The organism is Microbacterium sp. bgisy189 (assembly GCF_965345345.1).
In the GTDB taxonomy this organism is placed as follows: Bacteria; Actinomycetota; Actinomycetes; order Actinomycetales; family Microbacteriaceae; genus Microbacterium.
The window spans coordinates 511,730-535,172 of sequence record NZ_CBDRMZ010000001.1 but is presented as its reverse complement, the minus strand read 5'-3'; the positions used below and the strand labels follow the sequence as shown (position 1 = coordinate 535,172).

Sequence of the window (23,443 nt, the reverse complement as noted above, 5' to 3'; positions counted from 1 at the left end):
GCCTCCGCGCCTCACCGGAACCGCCGGGAGAGTCTGAGAGCGTGGCCCTGGACTTCACCGCGATCGACTTCGAGACGGCGAATTCCTCGAGCGCGTCGGCGTGCGCCGTCGGGTTGGCTCGCGTCCGAGACGGCCGCGTCGTCGCATCGCAGGGATGGCTCATTCAGCCACCGCCCGGCCACGACCGTTTCTTCGAGCTGAACATCGGCATCCACGGCATCCGCCCCGAGGACGTGACCGATGCGAAGACCTGGACCGGCCAACTCACCGACCTGTCGGACTTCATCGGCGACGACGTGCTCGTCGCGCACAACGCAGGGTTCGACATGGCGGTCTTGCGCCGCGCGTGCGAGGTCACCGGGGACGCCTGGCCCGCAGCGCGCTACGTCTGCAGCCTGCAGGTGGCACGCAAGACGTACGACCTCGATTCCTATCGCCTGCCGCTGGTGGCAGCGGCCGCCGGTCACCTCGACTTCGCCCACCACGACGCGACGGCCGACGCACTTGCGTGCGCGCAGATCATGATCGACTCGGCGGCACGTGCCGGGGCCGGCGACATCATCGAACTCGCGATGTTGCTCGGGTTGCGCGTCCCCCAATTGCCGACGGCCGAACAGGGCGCAGAGCGCGCGGCCGCCGCCGTCGCGGGCTGACGTTCCGACCGATGTCGGCGGTGCGGGTCATGCTGGATGCATGGATGCCCTGATCGTCGCCGTCATCGTCGTCGCTTGCCTCGTCGCCGGCGCGCTCGCCGGGTGGTTCACGGGAACCGCCCGTGAGGCCGCCAGGGCCCTGCGCACGCGTGAAGACCTGTCGAGCAGGGCCGCAGCCGCCGAGGCCGCCGCCGTCTCCCTCGAGCGCCAGCTCGCGCAGGCGCTGCACGCGCAGCGCGAGGCTGCGCAGCACGCGCGCAGTGATCAGGCCGCACGCGAGGAGCGCGATCGTCGCGAACAGCTCGTGCTGCGCGCGTTGGCGCCCGTGCAAGAGTCCCTGCAGTCGATGCAGACCAAGGTCGATGCGCTCGAACGCGAGCGGCACGCACAGTTCGGTTCACTCGCCGAACAGCTCCGGCGCGCGCAGGAATCCGACGAGGCGCTGCGCGCGACCACCGAATCCCTGGCAGGTGCGTTGCGGTCCACGTCGGCACGCGGCGTGTGGGGCGAGACGCAGCTGCGGCGGATCGTCGAATCCGCGGGCCTCACCCGGTACGTCGATTTCGACACCCAGGCCACGATCTCTTCGGATGCCGGCGCCGGGCGTCCCGACATGGTCGTGCGGCTGCCGGGCGACAAGGCTCTCGCGATCGACGCGAAGGTGCCGCTCGACGCGTACCTCGAGGCGAGCGCGATCCCGGTCACGGCGCAGGGCGCCGAGGCAGCGCGTCGAAAGACACTGCTCGACCGTCACGTGAAGGCGGTTCGCGCCCACGTCGACACGCTGGCCAAGAAGACCTACTGGGCGGGCCTTGCCAGCAGCCCCGAGTTCGTCGTCTGCTTCATCCCGAGCGAGTCACTGCTGGCCGCCGCGCTCGAAGAAGACCCGGCGCTGCTCGACTACGCCTTCTCTCGCCGCGTCGCACTCGCTTCGCCCGTGAACCTTTGGGCGGTGCTCAAGACGGTCGCATACACATGGACCCAGCAAGACGTGTCAGACGAGGCTCGCACGCTGTTCGCGCTCGGCAACGAGCTTTACCAGCGGCTCGGGTCGCTCGCCGGTCACGCGGACGATCTGCGACGTGCCATCGAGCGCACGGTCGCGAGCTACAACCGGTTCGCGGGCTCGCTCGAATCGCGCGTGCTCGTCACGGCGCGCCGGTTTCCCGGCATCGATGACACCAAGCTGTCGGCCACGACGGGACCAGGGCAGATCGAAGACGCTCCACGAGGGCTCACTGCTCCCGAACTGCTTACGCCGGAGATGAGCGCAGATCTCGGGGGTGTGCGAGATCGGCTGGGCCATGACGCGCACGGCGGCGCCGGGAACGACGCGGACGCCGAGATCAGCCGCCGGGGAAGAAGTTCATGAGGCCGACGACGGCCAGCGAGACGCCCACGAACGCGCCGATGAGCCACCACGCGCTGACACGGTGACCTTCAGGGGCGCGGCGTCGCAGCAACACGTCGGGTCGCCGGGCGGGGTCGACAGGGACCGCGATCTGACCCGTGACGGGTCGCTCAGACGCTGTAGACAATGGAACCCCCGTTTTTCGCGTGGATGACGGTGTCGCCGCTGACAACGGCTCCCATTGTGCCAGAGGGCTCCTGCGCTTCGCCTGCACGCGAACGCGCGTCACGGTCTCGAAATGGTCACAGCCACTTCGAGGTGAGGTGCTCCGACGAGATGCGACGCAGCGTGCCGGACGCACCGCGCAGCACGACCGACTCCGTGTAGAGATGGTCCCCCGACCGACGCACCCCGCCGACGAGCTCGCCGTTGGTGACGCCGGTCGCGACGAAGATGGTGTTCTTGCCCTTGACCAGATCGTCGGCCTCGTACACGAAGTCGTCGAGCTGGAGTCCCGCATCGACGCCGCGCTGCTTCTCATCGTCGTCGCGTGGCCACAGGCGTCCCTGGATGTGACCGCCGAGCGCCTTGATGGCGCAGGCGGTGACGATCCCCTCGGGGCTGCCGCCGATTCCGACGCACATGTCGGTGCGTGCATTGTGCCGGGCCGCATTGATGCCACCTGCGACGTCGCCGTCGCTCATCAGTCGCGTGCCGGCACCCGCCTCGCGGATCTCATCGATCAGCTGGGCGTGGCGCGGACGGTTCAACACCGAGACGACGAGCTCGTCGACGGGCTTGTCGAGCGCCTTCGCGAGACGGCGGATGTTCTCACCGATCGGCAGACGGATGTCGACGACCCCGACACCGGCCGGCCCCGTGACGAGCTTGTCCATATAGAACACGCTCGAGGCGTCGAGCATGGCACCGCGGTCAGCGACGGCGAGCACCGACAGTGCGTTGTTGCGACCCTCGGCGGTGAGCGTCGTGCCGTCGATCGGGTCCACCGCGATGTCGCACTGCGGGCCGCGGCCGGTGCCGACCTTCTCGCCGTTGAAGAGCATGGGGGCGTTGTCCTTCTCGCCCTCGCCGATCACGATCACACCGTCGAAGTTGACCGTCGTGAGAAACGCCCGCATCGCGTCGACGGCGGCGCCGTCGGCAAGCTCCTTCTTGCCGCGACCGATGAACGGCACCGACCGGATCGCGGCGGCCTCCGTGGCTCGGACCAGCTCGAGAGCGAGGTTGCGGTCGGGATGCAGCGGACTCATGTCGGCGGTCAGGCTCACCATGAACGTCAGCCTACGCCGCGAGCCGGGTTCTGCGCGGCGACTTTCGGCCACACGCAGGCGAAGGAATCACGATTCTTAACGGCACGGCAGGAGGCGCGGCAATACTCCTGTTCCAGGCCGTCGACACCGTCACAGGGGGCGATGGGACGGAGCGGTTCGCTAGAGTACCCGTGGACCGACCGCGCAATCCTGAGGAGCCCACATGCCCGTCGCCACCCCAGATCAGTACGCCGACATGCTCGATCGCGCGAAGGCGGGCGGATTCGCCTACCCCGCGATCAACGTGTCGAGCTCGCAGACCATCAACGCCGTCCTCCAGGGCCTGACCGAGGCCGGCTCCGACGGCATCCTGCAGGTCACCACGGGCGGCGCCGACTACTTTGCGGGGCACACGGTGAAGGCACGCTCCACCGGCGCCCTCGCATTCGCGAAGTATGTCCACGAGGTCGCCAAGAACTACCCGATCACAGTCGCCCTGCACACCGACCACTGCCCCAAGCCCGCGCTCGAGGACTTCGTGCTGCCGCTCATCGCGGCCAGCGAAGAGGTCGTCGCCGCCGGTGGCGAACCGATCTTCCAGTCGCACATGTGGGACGGTTCGGCCGTGCCGCTGGCCGAGAACATCGAGATCGCGCAGGAGCTGCTCCCCCGCCTGAAGAACATCAACGCCATCCTGGAAGTCGAGATCGGTGTCGTCGGCGGCGAAGAAGACGGCGTGAAGCACGAGGGCAGCAACGACGCCCTCTACACCACCACCGGTGACGTCGCCCAAGCGGTCGAGGCGCTCGGCCTCGGCGACCAGGGTCGCTGGATCGCCGCCCTCACCTTCGGCAACGTGCACGGCGTCTACAAGCCCGGAAACGTCAAGCTCAAGCCCGAGCTCCTCGGTGAGATCCAGGAGGGCATCGCCGCGAAGTTCGGTGCAGGCCCCAAGCCCCTCGACCTCGTCTTCCACGGCGGCAGCGGCTCGACCGACGAAGAGATCGCGCTTGCGGTCGCCAACGGTGTCATCAAGATGAACATCGACACCGACACCCAGTACGCCTTCACCCGCTCGGTCGCCGGCTTCATGTTCGCCAACTATGACGGCGTCCTCAAGGTCGACGGCGAGGTGGGCAACAAGAAGGCCTATGACCCGCGCGCCTGGGGCAAGGTCGCAGAGTCGGCGATGGCCGCTCGCGTCGTCGCCGCCACCCAGCAGCTCGGCTCGCACGGCAAGTCGCAGAGCTGACGCATCCAGACATCACGAACGGCACGAGAAGTCACCCGTCGCGGGTGGTCTCGTGCCGTTCGTGGTTTCTCGGCCGCCGCAGGTGCGGCCCGAGCGGCCTTGTCGATCGCGGTCACACCCACAGTTCCCGCATCCGGTCGCAGGATCGTGACAGCGCAGACGGCGAGGAGCTTCGGCATGCGCCAATGCTCCGGCGGGCGGGCGATCTCAGCCCGCGATGGCGAAGTGCTCGGCCACGGCGGGGTCACCGAGCAGCGGCACCGCGAGACACACGCTCACGATGATGAACGTCACGATCGCACCCACCAACGGAATCCACCACGACACTCGCCGGCGCGACAGCGATGCCCATGAGGCGATGGCGGTCAGGAGCCATCCGACGGCGAACACGATCGCACCGATGCGGCCCCACAGCACACCGCCGCTGTGATTGGTGAATTCGGCGTCGACACCGGCCACCTCCATCCACGTCTGCGCGAACGACGTGAAATCGAGCAGCTGCGGAATGGCGCTCACGACCGTGAACAGTCCGTAGGCGAGCAACGCGAAGGTGATGATGCGGTCAGCGCGACGGGTCGGCTGCGCGGCGGCGGTCGTCGCCGGCGCCGTCGGCGGATGCGGCACGTACGGCTGCTCGGGCACCGGTGGCGGCGTCGCGCCGGACTGCTCGATGCGGGCGCGCTGCTCCTCGGGTGTCGCGTATTCGCCGTACTGCGGGCGCGGCTGTTCGCCGGGGGTGCTCATGTGCGCACCCGACCACCTCGCGCACGATCGTCGCGCAGCTCTTTGGGCAGCGAGAACATGAGGTCCTCCTCGGCCGTGCGAACCTGCTCGACGTCGCGGTAGCCCGCTCCCGACAGTTCATCGAGCACCTCGGTGACCAGCACCTCGGGAACCGACGCGCCGCTGGTGACGCCGACGGTCTCGACACCGTCGAGCCACGCCTGCTCGATCTCGTGCGCGTAGTCGACGCGATACGCGGCCTTCGCGCCGTATTCGAGCGCGACTTCGACCAGTCGCACACTGTTGGACGAGTTGGCCGAACCGACGACGATCACCAGATCCGCATCCTTCGCGACCTTCTTGATCGCGACCTGACGGTTCTGCGTGGCGTAGCAGATGTCATCGGACGGCGGATCGGCCATTTGCGGGAAGCGCTCGCGAAGACGACGAACCGTCTCCATGGTCTCGTCGACCGAGAGCGTGGTCTGCGACAGCCAGACGACCTTCGACGGGTCGCGCACCTCGACGCGGTCTGCCTCTTCGGGCGAGTTGACCACGGTGACGTGGTCGGGCGCCTCGCCCGCGGTGCCTTCGACCTCTTCGTGACCGTCGTGACCGATCAGCAAGATCTCGAAGTCGTCGCGGGCGAACCGGACGGCCTCACGGTGCACCTTGGTCACCAACGGGCACGTGGCGTCGATCGCTTGCAGACCCCGATCGGATGCCGCCGAGACGACCGCGGGAGAGACACCGTGGGCGCTGAAGACGACGTGCGCACCCTCGGGGACTTCGTCGACCTCTTCGACGAAGATCGCCCCCTGTGCTTCGAGTTCGGTGACCACGTGGATGTTGTGGACGATCTGCTTGCGCACGTAGACGGGCGCGCCGAAGCGCTCGAGCGCCTTCTCGACGGCGATGACGGCGCGGTCGACACCGGCGCAGTAGCCGCGGGGCGACGCCAGCAGCACCCGCTTGTGTCCGGACACCGGGTTATCCTGAAGCCGCCCGCGCACACCGGGAACACGGGGAACGGGCAGTCGCACGGCGGAAGAGCTCACGCTCCGATTCTAGGGACGCCGCGCTGAGAGCGGGCCGCACACGACCACCGCCGCTCGCCCGCACACCCGAAGGGACCACATGACCTCGTTCCAGGCCGAGCCGGGCGACGCCGCACCGCCGGATTCGGTGCACCCGCGCGACTCGTCCCCGCAGGCGCCGACGTCGATCTCGCGGCTGAACGAGACGATCCGCGACTTCGTCCAGAAATGGGGCGCGGTGTGGGTCGACGGCGAGATCACGAGCTGGAATCTGCGCGGCGGCAACGTGTTCGGCAGACTCAAGGACACCCGTACCGATGCGGCTCTGTCGTTCCGCCTGTGGTCGTCGACGCTCCAGCGCCTGCCGGCCGATCTGCGTTCGACGCTCGGCGTGGGCGCAAGAGTCGTCGCCTGCGTGAAGCCGGACTACTTCATCAAGACCGGCGATTTCAGCTTCACCGTCTCGGCGATGCGGCACACCGGTCTGGGCGATCAGCTCGAAGCCCTCGAGCGCCTGCGGGCCACGCTGCGGGCGGAGGGTCTGTTCGACCCGTCACGCAAGCGGCCGATCCCGTTCCTCCCCCACATGATCGGCCTCATCACCGGTGAGCGCAGCGACGCCGAGAAGGATGTGCACCGCAACGCCGAGTTGCGGTGGCCGCACGTCCGATTCCGAACCATCCACGCGGCCGTTCAGGGCGAGCGGTGCGTGCCGGAGACGATCGCGGCGCTGAAGACGCTGGATGCCGACCCCGACGTCGACGTCATCGTCATCGCCCGCGGCGGCGGCGACCCGCAGACGCTCCTCGGCTTCAGCGACGAGCGGCTGCTGCGCGCGGTCGCTGCGGCAACGACCCCGATCGTCTCCGCCATCGGGCATGAGAACGACCACCCGATCCTCGACGACGTCGCCGATCTGCGCGCATCGACGCCGACGGATGCCGCGAAGAAGGTCGTCCCCGACGTCTCGGAGCAGCGGGCGCTCGTCGCCCAGCTGCGCTCGCGCGCACGCACCCGCCTCACGCAGCGCCTCAGTCACGACATCACCCAACTCGAACAGCTGCGCTCGCGTCCTGTCCTGCGCGACCCGGAGTCGCTGCTCACCCCCCGCGCACACGAGCTGTGGACGCTCGTCAGTCGCGGTCGCGACCAGACCTCGAGGCGGCTCGATGGTGCGCATCGCGACATTGCGTCGCTGCAGGCATCGCTGCGCGCACTCTCGCCCGGGGCCACGCTCGACCGCGGCTACGCCATCGCGCACCTGGACGGCGGTGTCATCATCCGCGATGCCGCGCAGGCCGAACCGGGCGCGGCGGTCGTCGTGACCGTCGCGCGCGGATCGTTCGCCGCGCGCTCCGACGGCGAGGTGGCCGAGTCCGAGCACCCCGATGCACAGCCGTAGGATGGATGCATGACCACGCCCCGTGAAGACACCGCGGTCGACGTCGCCTCCCTCTCGTTCGAACAGGCGCGCGACGAGTTGGTTCGGGTGGTCGCCGAGCTCGAACAGGGCGCCCCCACACTCGAGCACTCCTTGGAGCTGTGGACACGCGGCGAGGCCCTCGCGGCCCGTTGTGAAGAATGGCTGCTGGGCGCCAAGCGCCGTCTGGACGCCGCGCGGCCCACGGACGACGCGAAGGAGGCGTGATGGCCTCCGCGCCGCGCATCGTCGCCGAACTCGGTCGCCCCGAGACGCCCGACGAGACCGCTGCCCGCAAAGCGGCATCCAGCGCCGCCTACCGCTCCAGCCAGACGTTCCGCAGCCTCATCGCCGCTCTGCTCGCCACGGTGGCGATCGTCGCGGTCATCGTCTTCGCGGTGCCCCGCGGCGAGCTGGCGGAGCCGGCCCCCGCAGACGTCGCCGCGTCGGCGCAGGTGGCATCGGAGTCGCTGGGGCGTCCCGTCATCGCCCCGGCCACACCCGAGGGTTGGCGCCCGAACTCGGCCGAGATCGTCGACGGCACGTGGCGGATCGTCTACGCGCCGTCATCCGGATTCGTGCGCGTCGCGCAGCGGTTCGACGCCGACGAGACGTGGGTGACCACGACGCTCGACGGTCGGGCACCGAGCGGCTCCGTCGAGATCGCCGGAGTGGTGTGGGACGAATACGACCAAGGCGCCGGTGGCACCGGCAACATCACGTACGCGCTGGCGACGGCAGCCGGCACCGACACCGTTCTGATCTACGGCTCGACGTCGGCGAAGACTGCGGCGATCGCCGCCGAAGCCGTCGCCGATGACATCCTGACCCTTCGAGGAGCACAGCAATGACCGCCACCGCGACCCCGCGCACCGTCTGGACCGAGATGCGAGCGGGCAACGCCCGGTTCGTCGAGGGGACGCCCCGCCACCCGCGACAGGACGTCGAGCGTCGTCACGAACTCGCCGGCGGTCAGACGCCGCGCGCCGCCCTGTTCGGCTGCGCCGACTCCCGCCTGGCTGCGGAGATCATCTTCGACGAGGGTCTCGGCGACCTGTTCGTCGTACGCAATGCCGGTCAGGTCGTCTCGGACTCGGTCGTGGGCAGCCTCGAGTATGCGGTCGCCGTCTTGCAGGTGCCCCTCATCGTCGTGCTCGGTCACGACGCCTGCGGCGCCGTGCGCGCGGCGATCGACTCCACGGCGATCGACGCCGCACCCCTCCCCGCGAACATTTGGCGCCTGATCGCACCGATCGTGCCCGCGGTCAAGCGCGTCATCGCCGCACACGCCGACGAGGGCGTCACCCCCGCGACGATCGACGCCGAAGAGGTCGGGCGCGAGCACCTGCGTGACACGATCGGCCAGTTGCTGCACGCGTCCGAACTCATCAGCGACGCCGTCGCCGAGGGGCGCCTGGCTATCGTCGGCGCCAACTACCGCTTGGGCGAAGGCACCGCGGTCCCCCACGTCATCGTGGGCGACGCGGGCGACCCCGCCTGATCACCACGAACCGCAAGACACCGCACCCCCAGGAAACGAGGACGTGACCGCCATGACCGACATCGAGTACCGCATCGAACACGACACGATGGGCGAGGTGCGCGTTCCGAAGGATGCCCTGTACGCCGCCCAGACCCAGCGTGCGGTGGAGAACTTCCCGATCTCGGGATCGGGGCTCGAGTCGACGCAGATCGCCGCGCTGGCGCGCATCAAGAAGGCCGCGGCGCTCGCGAACAAGGAGCTCGGCACACTCGACCCCGCCATCGCCGACGCGATCGCGGCTGCGGCCGACGAGGTCATCGCCGGCGGTCTCGACGAGCACTTCCCGGTCGACACCTACCAGACCGGCTCCGGCACCTCGTCGAACATGAACATGAACGAGGTGCTCGCGACCCTCGCGACCCGCATCCTCGGTGCACCGGTGCACCCGAACGACCACGTCAACGCGTCGCAGTCCTCCAACGACGTGTTCCCGACCTCGGTGCACATCGCGGTCACGCAGGCGCTGATCGACGACCTGATCCCCGCCCTCGACCACCTCTCGGTCGCCCTCGAGGCCAAGGCCGAGCTGTGGAAGTCGACCGTGAAGTCGGGCCGCACGCACCTGATGGACGCGACGCCCGTCACGCTCGGCCAGGAGTTCGGCGGTTACGCCCGCCAGATGCGCCTGGGCATCGAGCGCGTGCAGGCGGTGCTCCCCCGTGTGGCCGAGGTGCCCCTGGGCGGCACGGCCGTCGGCACCGGCATCAACACGCCGCTCGGGTTTCCGCAGAAGGTCATCGAGCTGCTCGCCGGCGAGACCGAACTCCCCGTCACCGAGGCGAAGGACCACTTCGAAGCGCAGGCCAACCGCGACGGCCTGGTCGAGACCTCAGGGGCGCTGCGGACGATCGCGGTGTCGCTCACGAAGATCAACAACGACATCCGCTGGATGGGCTCAGGCCCCAACACCGGTCTCGGGGAGCTGCACATCCCCGACCTGCAGCCCGGCTCGTCGATCATGCCCGGCAAGGTCAATCCGGTCGTCCCCGAGGCGACGCTCATGGTGTGCGCCCGCGTCATCGGAAACGACGCCACGGTCGCGTGGGCCGGCGCTTCGGGCTCGTTCGAACTCAACGTCGCGATCCCGGTCATGGGAACGGCGCTGCTCGAGTCGATCCGACTGCTCTCGAACGCGATGCGCGTGCTGGCCGACAAGACCGTCGACGGGCTCGAAGCGAACGTCGAGCGCGCCGCCGCGTACGCGGGCATGTCGCCGTCGATCGTCACGCCCCTCAACAAGCTGATCGGCTACGAGGCGGCCGCGAAGATCGCCAAGCACTCGGTCACCAAGGGCATCACGGTGCGCGAGGCGGTCATCGATCTGGGTTACGTCGAGCGCGGCGAACTGACCGAGCAGCAGCTCGACGAGAAGCTCGATCTGCTGTCGATGACCCACCCGGGTTGATAATCGGAGGGTGAGCCGACTGACGTCTGGATGGCGCCGCACCCCAGGGCTGGGGCTGCTGGTCGCCGTCACGGCCGCATGGGTGGCGTTGGCGACCGCGATCCTGCTGATCGTGATCACCGCAGGCGGGCCGACGTGGGTCGCGCTCGCCATCTGTGCCGTGGGCGGCGTGGTGACGGTTGCGATCGTCGGCGTCGTCGGGTGGGCTGTGCTCCAGCATCCGGCGCAGCCCTCCCCCGGCGTCGACCACGCGGACAGTTCGTTCGCGGCGCAGCGTCGGCTGCTCGACGATGTGCGGCACGAATTGAAGACCCCCATCACGATCGTGCGCGGCCACCTCGAGGTGATGGATGCCGCCGACAGCGACGACGTGGCGGCCATCCGTGCGATCGGCATCGCCGAACTGGACCGCATGACACGTCTCATCGGCGACATCGACCTGCTCGCGGCCGTCGAGACCGACCGCTTCTCGTTCGGCACGGTGGACCTTGCGGCGCTGACCCAGCGCCTGTCCGAGATGGTCACCGTCATCCCCGGCCACTCCTGGGCCGTCGAGCAGACAGCCGAGGGCGCCGTGCGCGGCGATCGAGACCGACTGCTGCAGGCGTGGCTCGCACTCGCCGACAACGCCGCGAAGTACACCCCCGAGGGGACGACGATCCGCATCGGCAGCGCTCTGCATGCGAGCGGTGCGCAACTGTGGGTTCGCGACCACGGGCCGGGCATTCCCCCGGCGATGCGGCACCGCATCTTCCGACGATTCGATCGCGGTGGTGGCAAACGCACCGTCGGCGGGTCAGGATTGGGTTTGGCGATCGTCGATGCGATCGCCAAGGCACACGGCGGCCACTGCGCCATCGCCGACACCCCCGGTGGCGGAGCCACCTTCACCCTTGAGATCCCCATCGGCACCGAGGCGGCACTGCCCGCACCGGTGCGGGCGGGCGATGTCCTTCTCCAGCGGGAGTCCACGGAATGACACGCATCCTCGTCGTCGATGACGAACCCCATATCGTCTCGCTCGTCACCCGCGGCCTGCGTGGCGAAGGCTACGACACCCTCGTGGCCGAGGACGGCACCGATGCGCTCGCCATCGCGCTCGGTGAGGACGTCGACCTCATCATCCTCGACGTGGGACTGCCGGGGATGGACGGCTTCGAGGTGCTGCGCAACCTGCGGACCGCCGGCAGCAGTGTGCCCGTCATCATGCTGACCGCACGCAGCGGCACCGACGACACGATCGAAGGCCTGGATGCGGGGGCGAGCGACTACATGCCGAAGCCGTTCGCGGTCGCCGAACTGCTGGCCCGGGTGCGATCGCGTCTGCGCGAGCGCAGCGCTGCAGCCCCGGTGGTGGTCAGTCGCGGCGAAGTGACACTCGACATCCTCGCCCGCCGCGCCACAGTCGCCGGCAAGGAGGTCGATCTGTCGGCACGCGAGTTCGCGCTGGCGGAGCAATTCCTGCGCCACGCGGGTGAAGTCATGACCCGCGAAGTGCTGCTCAGCCGCGTGTGGGGGCTCGACTTCGACCCGGGCTCGAACGTCGTCGACGTCTACGTGCGGTACTTGCGCGCCAAACTCGGCTCGGACCACATCGTGACCGTCCGCGGCGAGGGATACCGCTGGGAGTGACGTGAAGCGGCCCCCGGCGCGTTCGCCGAGGGCCGCTGTCAGGTGAGGTCAGCTGAGCTCGCCCTGCTCCAGCAGGTCGGTCACGAGGGCCGCGATCGCCGAACGCTCCGAGCGCACCAGGGTCACGTGTCCGAACAGGCCGTGGCCCTTGAGCGTCTCGATGACCGACGCGATGCCGTCGTGACGGCCGACACGCAGGTTGTCGCGTTGCCCGACATCGTGGGTGAGCACCACGCGGGAGTTCTGCCCGATGCGGCTGAGGACGGTCAGCAGCACATTGCGCTCGAGCGACTGCGCCTCATCCACGATCACGAACGCGTCGTGCAGTGACCGGCCGCGGATGTGGGTGAGCGGCAGCACTTCGAGCATGCCGCGCGCGGTGACCTCTTCGAGCACATTGCCCGAGACGACCGACCCGAGCGTGTCGAAGACGGCCTGCCCCCAGGGGTTCATCTTCTCGGACTGGTCTCCCGGCAGGTAGCCGAGCTCCTGCCCGCCGACGGCGAACAGCGGCCGGAACACGATGATCCGCTTCTGCTCCTGACGCTCCAGCACGGCTTCCAGCCCCGCGCACAATGCGAGCGCCGACTTTCCCGTGCCGGCGCGGCCGCCGAGGGACACGATGCCGACCTCGGGGTCGAGCAGCAGATCGATCGCGATGCGCTGCTCGGCCGAGCGACCGTGCAGGCCGAACACGTCGCGGTCACCCCGGACCAGTCGGAAGGTGCCGTCGCCGGTGACGCGGCCGAGCGCCGAGCCGCGCTCGGAGTGGACGATCAGCCCGGTGTTCACCGGAAGGCCGCGCACCTCCTCGCTGATGGCGACTTCGCTTTCATAGAGGTCGCTGACCTCGTCGCCCGAGATGTTGAGTTCGGCGATGCCGGTCCACCCCGAATCGACGGCCTGCTCGGCGAGGTACTCCTCCGCGTGGATGCCGAGGGAGGCGGCCTTCACGCGCATCGGCAGGTCCTTCGAGACGACCGTGACTTCCTGGCCGTCTTGGCTGAGGTGCATCGCAACGGCGAGGATGCGGGTGTCGTTGTCGCCCAGCCGCATGCCGGCCGGCAGCACGGTGGGATCGGTGTTCGTGAGCTCGACACGGAGCGTCCCACCGTCGCCGACCGGCACCGGGAAGTCGAGGCGGCCGTGCTCGACGCGCAACTCGTCGAGGTGACGGAGCGCCTGGCGGGCGAAGTAGCCGATCTCGGGGTCGTGTCGTTTGCCCTCGAGTTCGGAGACGACGACAACCGGGACGACGACCGAATGCTCGGCGAAGCGGAAGAACGCTCGCGGATCGCTCAGCAGCACCGACGTGTCGAGCACGTAGGTCCGCAGATCCTGGTCGAGATGGTCGCGCTCCCCTGCACGTTCGATGACGCGGCGCTGGTTCTCTGCTCGTGTGGTCACAACCCACTCCCGCCCCGGGTGGATCACCCGGCTGTCACGAGTCGACCAGGGTCACGAGTCGTGAATGGCCGACTCGAACGGGCTCCTTGCCCGATGTGATGACCGTACGGTGCCGGTGCGATCGGACGCGCGTCCGACACGCGGCGATTCGATGACAGGCAGGTTAACGATCCGTCGGGGCGACCACGGCGGTGTGCGCACGCGCGGCCGACACCTCGGCGAGGGCGTCGCCGAGGAGGCGCAACGCGTCTGCACCGGTCCCCGCGTGCGACGAGATGCGGATGGTGCCACCGCGGGCCGTCGCGGTCACGCCGTGGTTCGCGAGGGCCGCGCCCAGCGGTGCGGCGTTCTGCGGGCCTGGCACGAGCGTGACGATGCCGGCGTGGCGGTCACGCGGGGTGAGGACGGGCACGCCGTACCGGTCAGCGAGTGCGAACACGTCGTCAGCGCGCCGGCGCAGCTCGACTGCGATCGCATCGACGCCGACGCCCGCGATCTCGCGGACGGCAGTCGCGAGCCTCGCGGCGGCGAGTGGGTCGGGCGGCGAGACGACATAGGCGGCTGCACCGGGCAACGGCGGCTGCACCTCCGTGTCGGAGAGGTCGCCGTCCATGCCGGCGAACCCCGACAGGACGGGCTCGATCCGCTCGCGCGCACGTGCTGAGAACGAGGCGAAGCCGGTCCCGCGGCCCGCGCGAAGCCACTTGTAGCCGTTGCCGCAGACGACGTCGGCTGCGGCCCAGTCGGCGTCGACGACACCGAACGCCTGGACGGCGTCCACGATAAGCAGTCGGTCACCGACGACCTCACGCAGGGCGGGCAGGTCGACGAGGTACCCGGTGCGATAGTCGACGGCGCTGACGGCGACGGCGGTCACGTCGTCGGTGAGCGCCTCGCGCACCGCATCCGCTGTGACGAACCCGTCGGGCGCGTCGATCGGGGCCACGCGAAGGCGCCCGCGCATGTCCTGTGCCCGGCGGGCGCCGACCGTCACCGAGGGGAACTCCCGCGGCGAGAGCAGCACGGTGCCCTCCAGCCCCGCGAACGCGTGCTGGAGTCCCGTCGACGTCGACGGCTGCAGCGTGACATCGTCGGCATCCACACCCAGCTGGTCGGCGAGCAGCCCCCTCGCTTCGGCCGCCCGTGCGGAGACGAGCTCGATGCCCGAACGCCGCCCCGTGCCCAGCAGCTCGGCGTCGGCATGGGCCTCCGCGCGCACCGCGGGTGAGAGCGGACCGAAGGCCGCCCAGTTCAGGTAGCCGGGCTCGGCATCGAACGATGCCAGGTATGTCTCGAGATCAGACACGATTTCGATTCTGGCACGCGGGTGTTCGCACCGGCACGTCAGCCGCCGTACCGGCGATCCCGCGTCGCGAAGTCGCGGATGGCACGCAAGAAATCCACCTCGCGGAGATCTGGGCCGAGCGCCTCGACGAAGTAGAACTCGCTGTGCGCGGACTGCCACAGCAGGAAGTCGCTCAGCCGCTGCTCCCCCGACGTGCGGATCACGAGGTCGGGGTCGGGCAGCCCACCCGTGTAGAGATGCTCGCCGATCTGCTCGGGGGTGAGACTCGCGGCCAATTCCTCGAGCGAACCGCCGCTCTTGTCGTGGTTGGCGATGATGCTGCGGACGGCATCGACGATCTCGCCACGGCCACCGTAGCCGACCGCCAGATTCACGTGCAGTCCCGTGTTGCCCGCGGTGCGCTCCTCCGCCTGTGCCAGGACCCGCGCCAGATCGGCCGGAAGTCCCTCGACGCGACCGACGTGCCGGACGCGCCATCCGGGCTCCTGCGAGAGCTCATCGGCGAGTTCTGCGATGATCTCGATCAGGTCCGATAATTCGGCCGAATCGCGCTTGCGCAGGTTGTCGTTCGAGAGCAGATACAGCGAGACGACGCGGATGCCGAGGTCGTCGCACCAGCGCAGGAATTCGTGCATCTTCGCAGCCCCGGCACGGTGCCCGTGGGAGACGGTCGCATACCCCGCCTGCCGTGCCCACCTGCGATTGCCGTCGATCATCATCGCGACGTGGTGCGGCACCGTCTCGGGGGTGAGCGATCGGCGCAGACGCGACCCGTACAGGCGGTACAGCAGGCCCTTGCCGCGTCCGGATGGCTCGATGCTCACCCGCCCTACGCTATCGCGCTGCACCCGCGCAGGGCACCCGCCGCGGCGCTGGCATGTATCCGCCGGCATACGCTCGCGCGTAGGCTCGGAGGGTGACACGACACGACACGCCCGACGGCGTCGAGATGCCCCAACTTCCGCTGATCGATGCTGCCGCCGCGAGTTCGCAGGTCGAGCTGAAACCGACCTGGCGCGGCTGGATCCACGCGGCCACGTTCCCCATCGCGATCGCTGCGGGCATCGTGCTGATCGTGTTGACAGAGGGCACGCCCGGCAAGTGGGCTGCGGCCGTCTTCATGGCGACCTCGCTCCTCCTGTTCGGCAACTCCGCCCTCTACCACCGTTTCGACTGGGGTCCGAAGACGAAGGTCATCCTCAAGCGCATCGACCACGCCAACATCCTGCTGCTGATCGCCGGCACGTACACGCCGCTGGCGGTGCTCGCGCTCACGCCCGACAAGGGACTGCTGCTGCTGATCCTGGTGTGGTCGGGAGCCCTTCTCGGCATCCTGTTCCGCGTCTTCTGGATCCACGCGCCCCGCTGGCTGTACGTCGCGCTGTACCTGCTGCTCGGTTGGGCCGCGGTGATGTACCTCGTCGACCTGCTGCAGGCGAGTGTCCCCATGATGGTGCTCGTGATCGTCGGCGGCCTGCTCTACACGGGGGGCGCGATCGTGTACGCGCTCAAGCGCCCGAACCCGTGGCCGGGGCACTTCGGCTTCCACGAGATCTTCCACGTGTGCACCGTGCTCGCGTTCCTGTGCCACTGGACCGCGTGCCTGCTGATCGGGCTCGCGCCGCTCAGTCCTTCGCTGGGGATTCCGGGCTGACGCCGCCCGCGTCGCCCGTCGCCGAGGCGTCACCGTCAGCCTCCGTGCGTGCGGCCTCCTCCGCGTCGAGTTCCTCACGCACATCGATGCGGTAGCCCGCGCGGCGCACACGACGCAACATGTCGATCAGCAGGAACACGACCGCGGCGGCGATCACGGCGATGCCGATGAAGCCTGCGACACCGGGGGTGACCTGGTCGGGATCGATCGTGGGAGTCGGCGTCGGAGTCGGGGTGGCCGCCACCAACGCGATCAGTGTTCCCATGTGTCTTCGACCCGCTTTCCGAACGCCTAGCCTGGTATCACCAGCCTAATCTCCCCGGGGGATGCCGATGAGCACCGCACAGACCACCGCAGAGCGCCTCGCCGACCGGTACGGGCGCGGCCCCGTCTCCGGTGCACGCCGAGCCGTGTGGGTGGTCGTCGCGGTGCTCGTCGCCGCCGTGGTGGGCTGGGTGGCCTGGTCGACCGTCAGCAACGCCATGCGGTCGGTCGACTACGACACCCTTGGGTTCCACGATCTCGACGAGCATGCGGTGACGGTCGAGTTCCAGGTGGTTGCGAACCCGGGCACCGCCTACGCGTGCGCGATCGAGGCGCAGGATGCGGAGCACGGCGTCGTGGGCTGGCGCGTCGTCGAATACGGCGCGACCGACGCCCACACCCGCCGCTTCTCGGAGACCATCCCGACCGTCTCCGAGGCGACGACCGGTTTGGTCACCTCCTGCTGGATCCCCTAAACTGACCGGGAACTGCACGCCCCGGCCTGGTGCCGGGGCGTTCGATTTACGCACCGATCACGCTTGAAGGAGACGACGTGTCGAACGACGCACAGGTGACCTTCCTCACCCAGGACGCTTACGACCGCCTCGTCGCGGAGCTCGAGGAGCTGTCGACGACGGGACGCGAGGAGATCGCGAAGCGCATCGAGGCGGCGCGCGAAGAAGGCGACCTCAAGGAGAACGGCGGCTACCACGCCGCCAAGGACGAGCAGGGCAAGCAGGAGGCGCGCATCCGCACCCTTCAGCACCTGCTCAAGCACGCCAAGGTCGGCGATGCCCCAACCTCGACCGGCATCGTGGAGCCCGGCACGGTCGTGACGGCCCTCATCGCCGGCGACGAAGAGGTGTTCCTGCTCGGCAACCGCGAGATCGCGTCGGGCACCGACCTCGACGTCTACAGCGAAGCCTCTCCCCTGGGCGCTGCCATCCTCGGCCTCAAGGAGGGCGACAAGGGCTCGTACACGGCCCCCAACGGGCGTGAGATCGCCGTCGAGGTCGTCAAGGTCGAGACCTACACCGGCTGAGCACGACTCAGTCGGGCATCACCCTCGGCGCGAAGCCGGCCTCTTCGAGGATCTCGATGGTGCGCGCGCGGTGCTCCTCGCCGCGCGTCTCGACGCTCAGCTGCAGGATCACCTCGCTGATCTGCAGGCCTTGCCCGTGCCGGGTGTGCAGCACTTCGATGACGTTCGCGCCCGCGATCGCGAGCAGTTCGGAGACACGCGCGAGCTGCCCCGGACGATCGGGCAGCGGAATCTGCAGCGTCATGTAGCGCCCGGATGCCGCGAGACCGTGCGAGACGACGCGCTGCAGCAGCAGGGGATCGATGTTGCCCCCGGAGACCACCGTGACGGTCGGGCCTGAAGCGTGCACTTTGCCAGCCAGGATCGCCGCCACGCCGACGGCACCGGCCGGCTCGACGACCTGCTTGGCCCGCTCGAGCAGCACCACGATCGCGCGCGCGATGTCGTCGTCGGTGACGGTGACGACCTCGTCGACGAGGTCGCGGATCACATCGAACGGAACATCACCGGGGCGCGCGACCGCGATGCCGTCGGCGATCGTCGGCGTGGTCTCAACGGTGACGGGCTCGCCCGCCCGCAGCGACGACGGGTAGGCCGCGGAGTTCTCCGCCTGCACACCGATGACGCGCACGACGCGTCCGGCGGCCGCTGCCCGCGCCTTGACGGCTGCCGCGACGCCGGCGATGAGTCCGCCGCCGCCGATCCCGACGAGCACCGTCTCGACGTCGGGGACGGCGTCGAACACTTCGAGTCCGAGGGTGCCCTGCCCGATGATGACGTCGCGGTGGTCGTACGGGTGGATGAGCACGGCGCCGGTGCGCTCCGCGAACTCCGCGGCGAGCCGCAGCGGCGTCTCGACGGTCGGGCCCTCCAGCACGACGTCGGCGCCGTAGCTGCGGGTCGCGAGGAGCTTCGGCACCGGCACCCCGAGCGGCATGAAGATCGTCGCGGGAATGCCGAGCTGGTGGGCCGCGCGCGCCACGCCCTGGGCGTGGTTACCCGCGGATGCGGCGACCACACCGCGGGCGCGTTCCTCGGCCGTGAGCTGCGAGAGTCGGTAGGCGGCACCGCGGATCTTGAACGAGCCGGTGCGTTGCATGTTCTCGAGCTTCAGGTAGACCGGTTGGCCGAGCACACCCGTGAGGTGCTCGGATTCGTCGATCGGGGTCGCCGTGATGACGTCGGCGAGGAAGGCTGCGGCCTGCTCGAACTCCGCCAGGGTGGGATTGCTCACGCGGTGATCCTCCTGCTGCGTGGAACGGTGCTCCAGATGACCTCTTCGGGTCGAGGTCTCGCTCCGGTCTCCCATCCTCTGCGGGACAGGTAGATCCAGACGACGTTGACGAAAGCGGCCAGCGGCACCGCGAACAGTGCGCCGGGGATGCCGGCGATCATCGCGCCGCCGGCGACGACCAGCACGACCGCGAGCGGGTGCACCTTGACCGCCGAGCCCATGAGCAGCGGCTGGAGCACGTGCCCTTCGAGCTGCTGCACGCCGAGGACGACGATGAGCATCCAGAACGCGATCCACGGGCCGTTGTAGACGAGGGCGAGGAAGACGGCGAGGGCACCGGTGACGACGGCGCCGACGAAGGGGATGAACGCGCCCAGGAACACGAGCACACCGACGGGGATCGCGAGGGGCACGCCGAGCAGGAACGCCCCGAGTCCGATCCCGATGGCATCGATCGTGGCGACCAGCAGTTGCGTCCGGGCGTAGTTGACGACGGTGACCCACCCCGTGCGCCCCGCACCGTCGACCGCGGGCCGTGCGCGCTGCGGAAACAGTCGCACCGTCCAGCGCCAGATGCCGGCGCCGTCGGCGAGCGTGCACAGCAGAATGAAGATCGCGAGCAGGGTGCCCGTCGCGACGTGACCGACGGTGCTGCCGATGGCGAGTGCACCCGACCACAGCAGCTCGACCTGCTGCTGCAGGAGGGAGAGCCCCTGTGCGAGCAGGTCATCGATCTGCTGCGTCGTGAGGTGCAACGGGCCGTCGATGAGGTACTGCCGAAGCTCGTTCACCGCCGTCACGGTGCTCGCCTGCACTTTGGGCCACTCCCGGCTGATCTGCCAGACAGCGAGCCACAGCAAGCCGGCGATGACGGCGATGGTGCCGATGACCGAGATCACGATGGCGAGCCACCGCGGCACTCGGTGGCGCAGCAGGAAGGTGAACGCGGGCCAGACGAGCGCCGTGACGAGGATCGCGACCAGGAGCGGGATGATGAGCAGCTTGAGCTGGATGACGAGCCAGATGCCGACGCCGATGGCCGCCGCGACGACGAGCAGTCGCCACGAATAGGCGGTCGCGACGCGGAGGCCCTTCGGGACGGCGTCGCCGATGTCGGTCGAGACCGTGCGGCGACGCAGCGCGCCGAAGAATCCCTCGCGCGGCGTCTCGTCGGAGCCTGTCACCTCGCCAGTCTAGGCGCGGCGGTGTGCCCGTATCGGCATGCGTGTCCGCGGTCGCCGCTACCGTGAAGACGTGCCCACCACGCTCTCTTCGGCCGACGCCCGCCACCTCGCGCTGGCCGCGCAGGGCTTCGCGAAGACGCCGCCGACTTCGGCCGGCACCCGACAGCTCGGCGTCGCGATGGCGACGATGCAGACGCTGCAGATCGATTCCGTCAACGTGTACGCCCGGTCGCATTACGTGCCCCTGTTCTCACGTCTCGGCGTCTACGACCCCGCGCTGCTCGACCGGATGCTGTTCCGTCGGCGCTCGCCGTACGTCGAGTACATCCCGCATGTTGCCGCGTTCATCCCGCGCGCGGACTGGGGTCTGTTCGACTTCAGGATGCGGCGGATGCGGGCACGCTACGGCGGTCCCGACGGGTTTCTGGGCCGGCACGCCGACATCGCCGCGTGGGTGCGCGCGGAGCTGACCGAGCGCGGGCCACTGCGTCCGGCGCAGTTCGACCACGACCTGCGACGACGCGCCAAGGGGTCGTGGTGGGACTGGGACGTCGTGAAGAACACCCTCGAACACGTCTGGATGTTCGGTGAGGTCGCCATCGCGGGACGGCGGGGGTTCGAGCGCGTCTACGCCCTGGCAGACCAGATGCTCACCGACGCCGAACGAGCGCCGGTGCCCGAAGACGATGCGATGCGTGCGCTGGTGTCCCGCGCGACGCGCGCACTCGGCGTCGGCACAGCCGCCGACATCGCGGACTACTGGCGCATCCGTGATCGCAAGTCGATGCTGCGCGCCGTCGGAGACCTCGTCGACGCGGGTGAACTCGAACCGGTACTCGTCGATGGCTGGGCGGTGGCGGGACGGCCCGCGCCCGCGTGGCGCCATCGCGAGGCGGTGCGCCCCAGACGCATCTCGGCCACCACGATCCTGACCCCGTTCGACCCGGTGGTCTGGTTCCGCGATCGGGCACTGCGGCTGTTCGACCTCGACTACCGGATCGAGATCTACACGCCCGCGGCAAGGCGACAGTACGGGTATTACTCACTGCCGGTCCTGATGGACGACCGCATCGTCGGGCGCGTCGATCTGAAGGCCGACCGCTCCCCACGCACGCTGCTCGTGCAGTCCGCATGGTGGGAACCCGGGCCGAGGCTCGACGATGCGCCCGGACGGCTGGCCGCGCATCTTCGCGACGCGGCCGCGTGGCAAGGGTTGGAGTCGATCTCAGTCGGCAGATGGGGTGACGCTGCGGACGACCTCGCCGCTGCGCTCGGAGCACCGAGGCACGAACGCCGCGTGTGAGTCAGCCTGCGGCGACCTCGACACCGAGCCACTCGCCCAGCGCTGAGATCTCCGCGTCGACGTCAGCCTGCATCGCATCGTCGAACGGGACATCTTCGTGCACGGCGTGCACGCGCAGCACACCGGCCTTCGCGTCGCGCTTCGCGTCGAGCTTTCCGACGAACCGATCGCCGTGGAGGATCGGCAGGGTGAAGAAGCCCCATCTGCGCTTGGCCGCCGGCTTGTACATCTCGAGGATGTACTCGAAATCGAACAGCTCGAGCAGTCGATCGCGATCGAACACCAGGCGGTCGAACGGCGAGAGCAGGGCGGTGCGCGGTGCGAACGAGCCGACCGCTGCCAGCGTGTCTGCATCGACGCGCCACCGTCCCTGTGTGCCCTCGACCGTCGCCTCGAGACCGATCTCGCCGACATCGACGGGCTCGCCCGGCTGCGCGACCCCTTTGGCCCGCGCGATGCCGAGCGAGCCGAGCCGACGGTCGGCACGTTCGAACGCCGCGGTCTCGGCGTCGACGTCGGGCAGATCGGCGGGGTACACGCGCTCGGCGAGATCGAAGCGGCGCCCCTTCCGGTCGCGGTCGGCGATGGCGACCTGCCCCATCGCCGCCAGGATCTCGAGCATCTGCCCCGCATTGCGACTGTTCGTCCAGCCGGATGAGCGCCACGAAACCTGCGCCGTGTCTGCGATCTCGGCGGCATGGAGGGGTCCCCGATCGCGGAGCGCATCGAGGACGTCACGGCGGAACGACTCGTTCGCCGCGAGCCACTCGCGCGGCTCCCGGTATCGCGGGCGCGTGGCCATCTCGTGCCGCAGCAGGGGCAGGTCGCTCATTGCGCGATAGAAGCCGCCCCATTCGAACAGGTCGCGCTGGACCTCTTCGGCGCGGCGCAGGTCATCGGCCGCGAACGGCCCGCCGATCCGGCTCCAGAGGATCAGCGGCGCGCTCGGTGCGATCGCAGCCGTCGGTTCGATCTGCACTGCGCTGAGCGCCGCCACCGTCTCGACGATGCCGTCCGGCCGGTGCGCATCGAGCAGCTGGGCACGCACCGCGATGCGGCGCGCCTCCTGCTTACTGAGCGTGATCACGATCGGGAGCTGCGTCTAGGCCGCCCCGCCACGCATCAGAATTGAATGCGTGGGGGCTCGGCGATTGCTGCGCCGTCGATGACCTCGAAGAACTCGCGCTCCGAGAAGCCGAGGTTGCGCGCGAACAGGTTGTTGGGGAAGACCTTGATCTTCGTGTTCAGTTCGCGAACGCCGCCGTTGTAGAACCGGCGCGACGCCTGGATCTTGTCTTCGGTGTCGACGACCGCGTGCTGCAACTGGAGGAAGTTCTGGCTCGCCTGCAGCTGCGGGTAGGCCTCAGCGACGGCGAACAGCGACTTCAGCGCCTGCTGCATGTGTCCCTCGGCGACTCCGGCCTCGCCCGGCGACGACGCGGACAAGGTCTCCGCGCGGGCACGGGTGACGTTCTCGAAGACGGCCTTCTCGTGCGCTGCGTAGCCCTTGACGGCCTCGATCAGGTTGGGGAGCAGGTCGGCACGCCGTTTGAGCTGCACCGTGATGTCGCTCCATGCCTCATCGACGCGCACGTTCAGCGAAACGAGCGAGTTGTACGTCGCCCACAGGTAGATTCCGACGATCACCGCGAGACCGACGATGATCAGAACCGGGACCAGCCACTCCATAGCACTCCCCTTCGTATTGCCTTCATGCTATCGGCCGAGCCGGACACCGCTCACCGGTGCACGCCCACTCCCA

At 69.1% G+C, this 23,443-nt stretch carries 26 protein-coding genes; 14 read left to right on the top strand and 12 right to left on the bottom strand.

Annotated elements, in window-relative coordinates; genetic code table 11:
• Nucleotides 1-41 precede the first annotated feature (41 nt).
• Nucleotides 42-653 (top strand): exonuclease domain-containing protein, encoded by a 612-nt coding sequence (locus ACSF8R_RS02575; protein ID WP_434810265.1) that lies wholly within the window; start codon nt 42-44, stop codon nt 651-653.
• A gap of 40 nt (nt 654-693) precedes the next feature.
• Nucleotides 694-2,025, top strand: coding sequence for a DNA recombination protein RmuC (gene rmuC / locus ACSF8R_RS02570; protein WP_434810264.1), 1,332 nt, complete (start codon nt 694-696; stop codon nt 2,023-2,025).
• On the opposite strand, the gene ACSF8R_RS02565 is transcribed toward rmuC, so the two are convergent.
• Both ACSF8R_RS02565 and glpX read right to left on the bottom strand, forming a co-directional pair.
• Nucleotides 2,000-2,191 (bottom strand): UDP-N-acetylmuramyl pentapeptide phosphotransferase, encoded by a 192-nt coding sequence (locus ACSF8R_RS02565; RefSeq protein WP_434810263.1) that lies wholly within the window; start codon nt 2,189-2,191, stop codon nt 2,000-2,002. The two genes, rmuC and ACSF8R_RS02565, sit on opposite strands and share 26 nt — an antisense overlap.
• 115 nt (nt 2,192-2,306) lie before the next feature.
• Nucleotides 2,307-3,296 carry a class II fructose-bisphosphatase gene (gene glpX / locus ACSF8R_RS02560; protein ID WP_434810262.1) on the bottom strand — a complete coding sequence of 330 codons (990 nt, stop codon included), beginning with the start codon at nt 3,294-3,296 and terminating at the stop codon, nt 2,307-2,309.
• 202 nt (nt 3,297-3,498) lie between these two features.
• Here glpX and fbaA point away from each other — a divergent pair, with 202 nt between their 5' ends.
• Nucleotides 3,499-4,527 (top strand): class II fructose-bisphosphate aldolase, encoded by a 1,029-nt coding sequence (gene fbaA / locus ACSF8R_RS02555; protein WP_434810261.1) that lies wholly within the window; start codon nt 3,499-3,501, stop codon nt 4,525-4,527.
• Between the two features lie 207 nt (nt 4,528-4,734).
• Here the strand turns inward: fbaA and ACSF8R_RS02550 are convergent, their stop codons facing one another.
• A complete protein-coding gene (locus ACSF8R_RS02550) occupies nt 4,735-5,271 on the bottom strand; it encodes a DUF6264 family protein (protein WP_434810260.1) in 537 nt (178 codons plus the stop codon).
• Nucleotides 5,268-6,236 carry a 4-hydroxy-3-methylbut-2-enyl diphosphate reductase gene (locus ACSF8R_RS02545; RefSeq protein WP_434810259.1) on the bottom strand — a complete coding sequence of 323 codons (969 nt, stop codon included), beginning with the start codon at nt 6,234-6,236 and terminating at the stop codon, nt 5,268-5,270. The genes ACSF8R_RS02550 and ACSF8R_RS02545 overlap by 4 nt, the downstream gene beginning before the upstream one ends.
• Before the next feature lie 151 nt (nt 6,237-6,387).
• Between ACSF8R_RS02545 and xseA the strand changes: the two genes are divergently transcribed.
• From xseA to ACSF8R_RS02510, 7 genes are read left to right on the top strand one after another with little or no spacing between them, the layout of a single operon-like run.
• On the top strand, nt 6,388-7,689 hold the full coding sequence (gene xseA, locus ACSF8R_RS02540; protein WP_434810258.1) for an exodeoxyribonuclease VII large subunit: 1,302 nt from the start codon (nt 6,388-6,390) through the stop codon (nt 7,687-7,689).
• A gap of 9 nt (nt 7,690-7,698) precedes the next feature.
• Nucleotides 7,699-7,935 (top strand): exodeoxyribonuclease VII small subunit, encoded by a 237-nt coding sequence (locus ACSF8R_RS02535; protein ID WP_434810257.1) that lies wholly within the window; start codon nt 7,699-7,701, stop codon nt 7,933-7,935.
• Nucleotides 7,935-8,558, top strand: coding sequence for a DUF4245 family protein (locus tag ACSF8R_RS02530; protein WP_434810256.1), 624 nt, complete (start codon nt 7,935-7,937; stop codon nt 8,556-8,558). The genes ACSF8R_RS02535 and ACSF8R_RS02530 overlap by 1 nt, the downstream gene beginning before the upstream one ends.
• Entirely contained in the window at nt 8,555-9,208 is a 654-nt protein-coding gene (locus ACSF8R_RS02525) for a carbonic anhydrase (RefSeq protein ID WP_434810255.1), read from the top strand. Before ACSF8R_RS02530 ends, ACSF8R_RS02525 begins: the two co-directional genes overlap by 4 nt.
• A gap of 52 nt (nt 9,209-9,260) precedes the next feature.
• On the top strand, nt 9,261-10,655 hold the full coding sequence (locus tag ACSF8R_RS02520) for a class II fumarate hydratase (RefSeq protein ID WP_434810386.1): 1,395 nt from the start codon (nt 9,261-9,263) through the stop codon (nt 10,653-10,655).
• Nucleotides 10,656-10,665: 10 nt separating this feature from the next.
• Nucleotides 10,666-11,634, top strand: coding sequence for a sensor histidine kinase (locus ACSF8R_RS02515; RefSeq protein WP_434810254.1), 969 nt, complete (start codon nt 10,666-10,668; stop codon nt 11,632-11,634).
• Nucleotides 11,631-12,287 carry a response regulator transcription factor gene (locus tag ACSF8R_RS02510; protein ID WP_434810253.1) on the top strand — a complete coding sequence of 219 codons (657 nt, stop codon included), beginning with the start codon at nt 11,631-11,633 and terminating at the stop codon, nt 12,285-12,287. Before ACSF8R_RS02515 ends, ACSF8R_RS02510 begins: the two co-directional genes overlap by 4 nt.
• Nucleotides 12,288-12,335: 48 nt before the next feature.
• Here ACSF8R_RS02510 and ACSF8R_RS02505 read toward each other — a convergent pair whose 3' ends face one another.
• The 3 genes from ACSF8R_RS02505 to ACSF8R_RS02495 all read right to left on the bottom strand — a co-directional run bounded on the left by ACSF8R_RS02505 (nt 12,336) and on the right by ACSF8R_RS02495 (nt 15,824).
• Complete coding sequence (locus ACSF8R_RS02505; RefSeq protein WP_434810252.1) at nt 12,336-13,694, bottom strand: PhoH family protein; 1,359 nt, start codon at nt 13,692-13,694, stop codon at nt 12,336-12,338.
• A 163-nt stretch (nt 13,695-13,857) separates the two neighbouring features.
• A complete protein-coding gene (locus ACSF8R_RS02500; protein WP_434810251.1) occupies nt 13,858-15,000 on the bottom strand; it encodes an aminotransferase class V-fold PLP-dependent enzyme in 1,143 nt (380 codons plus the stop codon).
• Between the two features lie 38 nt (nt 15,001-15,038).
• Complete coding sequence (locus ACSF8R_RS02495; protein ID WP_434810250.1) at nt 15,039-15,824, bottom strand: isoprenyl transferase; 786 nt, start codon at nt 15,822-15,824, stop codon at nt 15,039-15,041.
• A gap of 125 nt (nt 15,825-15,949) precedes the next feature.
• On the opposite strand from ACSF8R_RS02495, the gene trhA reads away from it, so the two are divergent.
• Nucleotides 15,950-16,654, top strand: a complete 705-nt coding sequence (gene trhA / locus ACSF8R_RS02490; protein ID WP_434810385.1) for a PAQR family membrane homeostasis protein TrhA — start codon at nt 15,950-15,952, stop codon at nt 16,652-16,654.
• Here the strand turns inward: trhA and ACSF8R_RS02485 are convergent.
• A complete protein-coding gene (locus ACSF8R_RS02485; protein WP_434810249.1) occupies nt 16,626-16,919 on the bottom strand; it encodes a hypothetical protein in 294 nt (97 codons plus the stop codon). The two genes, trhA and ACSF8R_RS02485, sit on opposite strands and share 29 nt — an antisense overlap.
• 67 nt (nt 16,920-16,986) lie before the next feature.
• On the opposite strand from ACSF8R_RS02485, the gene ACSF8R_RS02480 reads away from it, so the two are divergent.
• Nucleotides 16,987-17,394: a DUF4307 domain-containing protein gene (locus ACSF8R_RS02480; RefSeq protein WP_434810248.1), complete on the top strand. Its 408-nt coding sequence runs from the start codon at nt 16,987-16,989 to the stop codon at nt 17,392-17,394.
• Nucleotides 17,395-17,471: 77 nt separating this feature from the next.
• A complete protein-coding gene (greA, locus tag ACSF8R_RS02475) occupies nt 17,472-17,960 on the top strand; it encodes a transcription elongation factor GreA (protein ID WP_434810247.1) in 489 nt (162 codons plus the stop codon).
• A gap of 7 nt (nt 17,961-17,967) precedes the next feature.
• Here greA and ilvA read toward each other — a convergent pair whose 3' ends face one another.
• On the bottom strand, nt 17,968-19,194 hold the full coding sequence (ilvA, locus tag ACSF8R_RS02470; protein ID WP_434810246.1) for a threonine ammonia-lyase: 1,227 nt from the start codon (nt 19,192-19,194) through the stop codon (nt 17,968-17,970).
• The gene (locus ACSF8R_RS02465) at nt 19,191-20,378 is read right to left on the bottom strand and encodes an AI-2E family transporter (RefSeq protein ID WP_434810245.1); all 1,188 of its coding nucleotides are present in this window, start codon (nt 20,376-20,378) and stop codon (nt 19,191-19,193) included. The genes ilvA and ACSF8R_RS02465 overlap by 4 nt, the downstream gene beginning before the upstream one ends.
• A 70-nt stretch (nt 20,379-20,448) precedes the next feature.
• Between ACSF8R_RS02465 and ACSF8R_RS02460 the strand changes: the two genes are divergently transcribed.
• The gene (locus ACSF8R_RS02460; protein WP_434810244.1) at nt 20,449-21,681 is read left to right on the top strand and encodes a winged helix-turn-helix domain-containing protein; all 1,233 of its coding nucleotides are present in this window, start codon (nt 20,449-20,451) and stop codon (nt 21,679-21,681) included.
• A 1-nt stretch (nt 21,682) separates the two neighbouring features.
• On the opposite strand, the gene ACSF8R_RS02455 is transcribed toward ACSF8R_RS02460, so the two are convergent.
• Together ACSF8R_RS02455 and ACSF8R_RS02450 are read right to left on the bottom strand one after the other, a co-directional pair.
• Entirely contained in the window at nt 21,683-22,768 is a 1,086-nt protein-coding gene (locus ACSF8R_RS02455; RefSeq protein ID WP_434810243.1) for a DNA glycosylase AlkZ-like family protein, read from the bottom strand.
• Nucleotides 22,769-22,803: 35 nt separating this feature from the next.
• Nucleotides 22,804-23,370 carry a LemA family protein gene (locus tag ACSF8R_RS02450; RefSeq protein ID WP_434810242.1) on the bottom strand — a complete coding sequence of 189 codons (567 nt, stop codon included), beginning with the start codon at nt 23,368-23,370 and terminating at the stop codon, nt 22,804-22,806.
• Between the last annotated feature and the right edge of the window lie 73 nt (nt 23,371-23,443).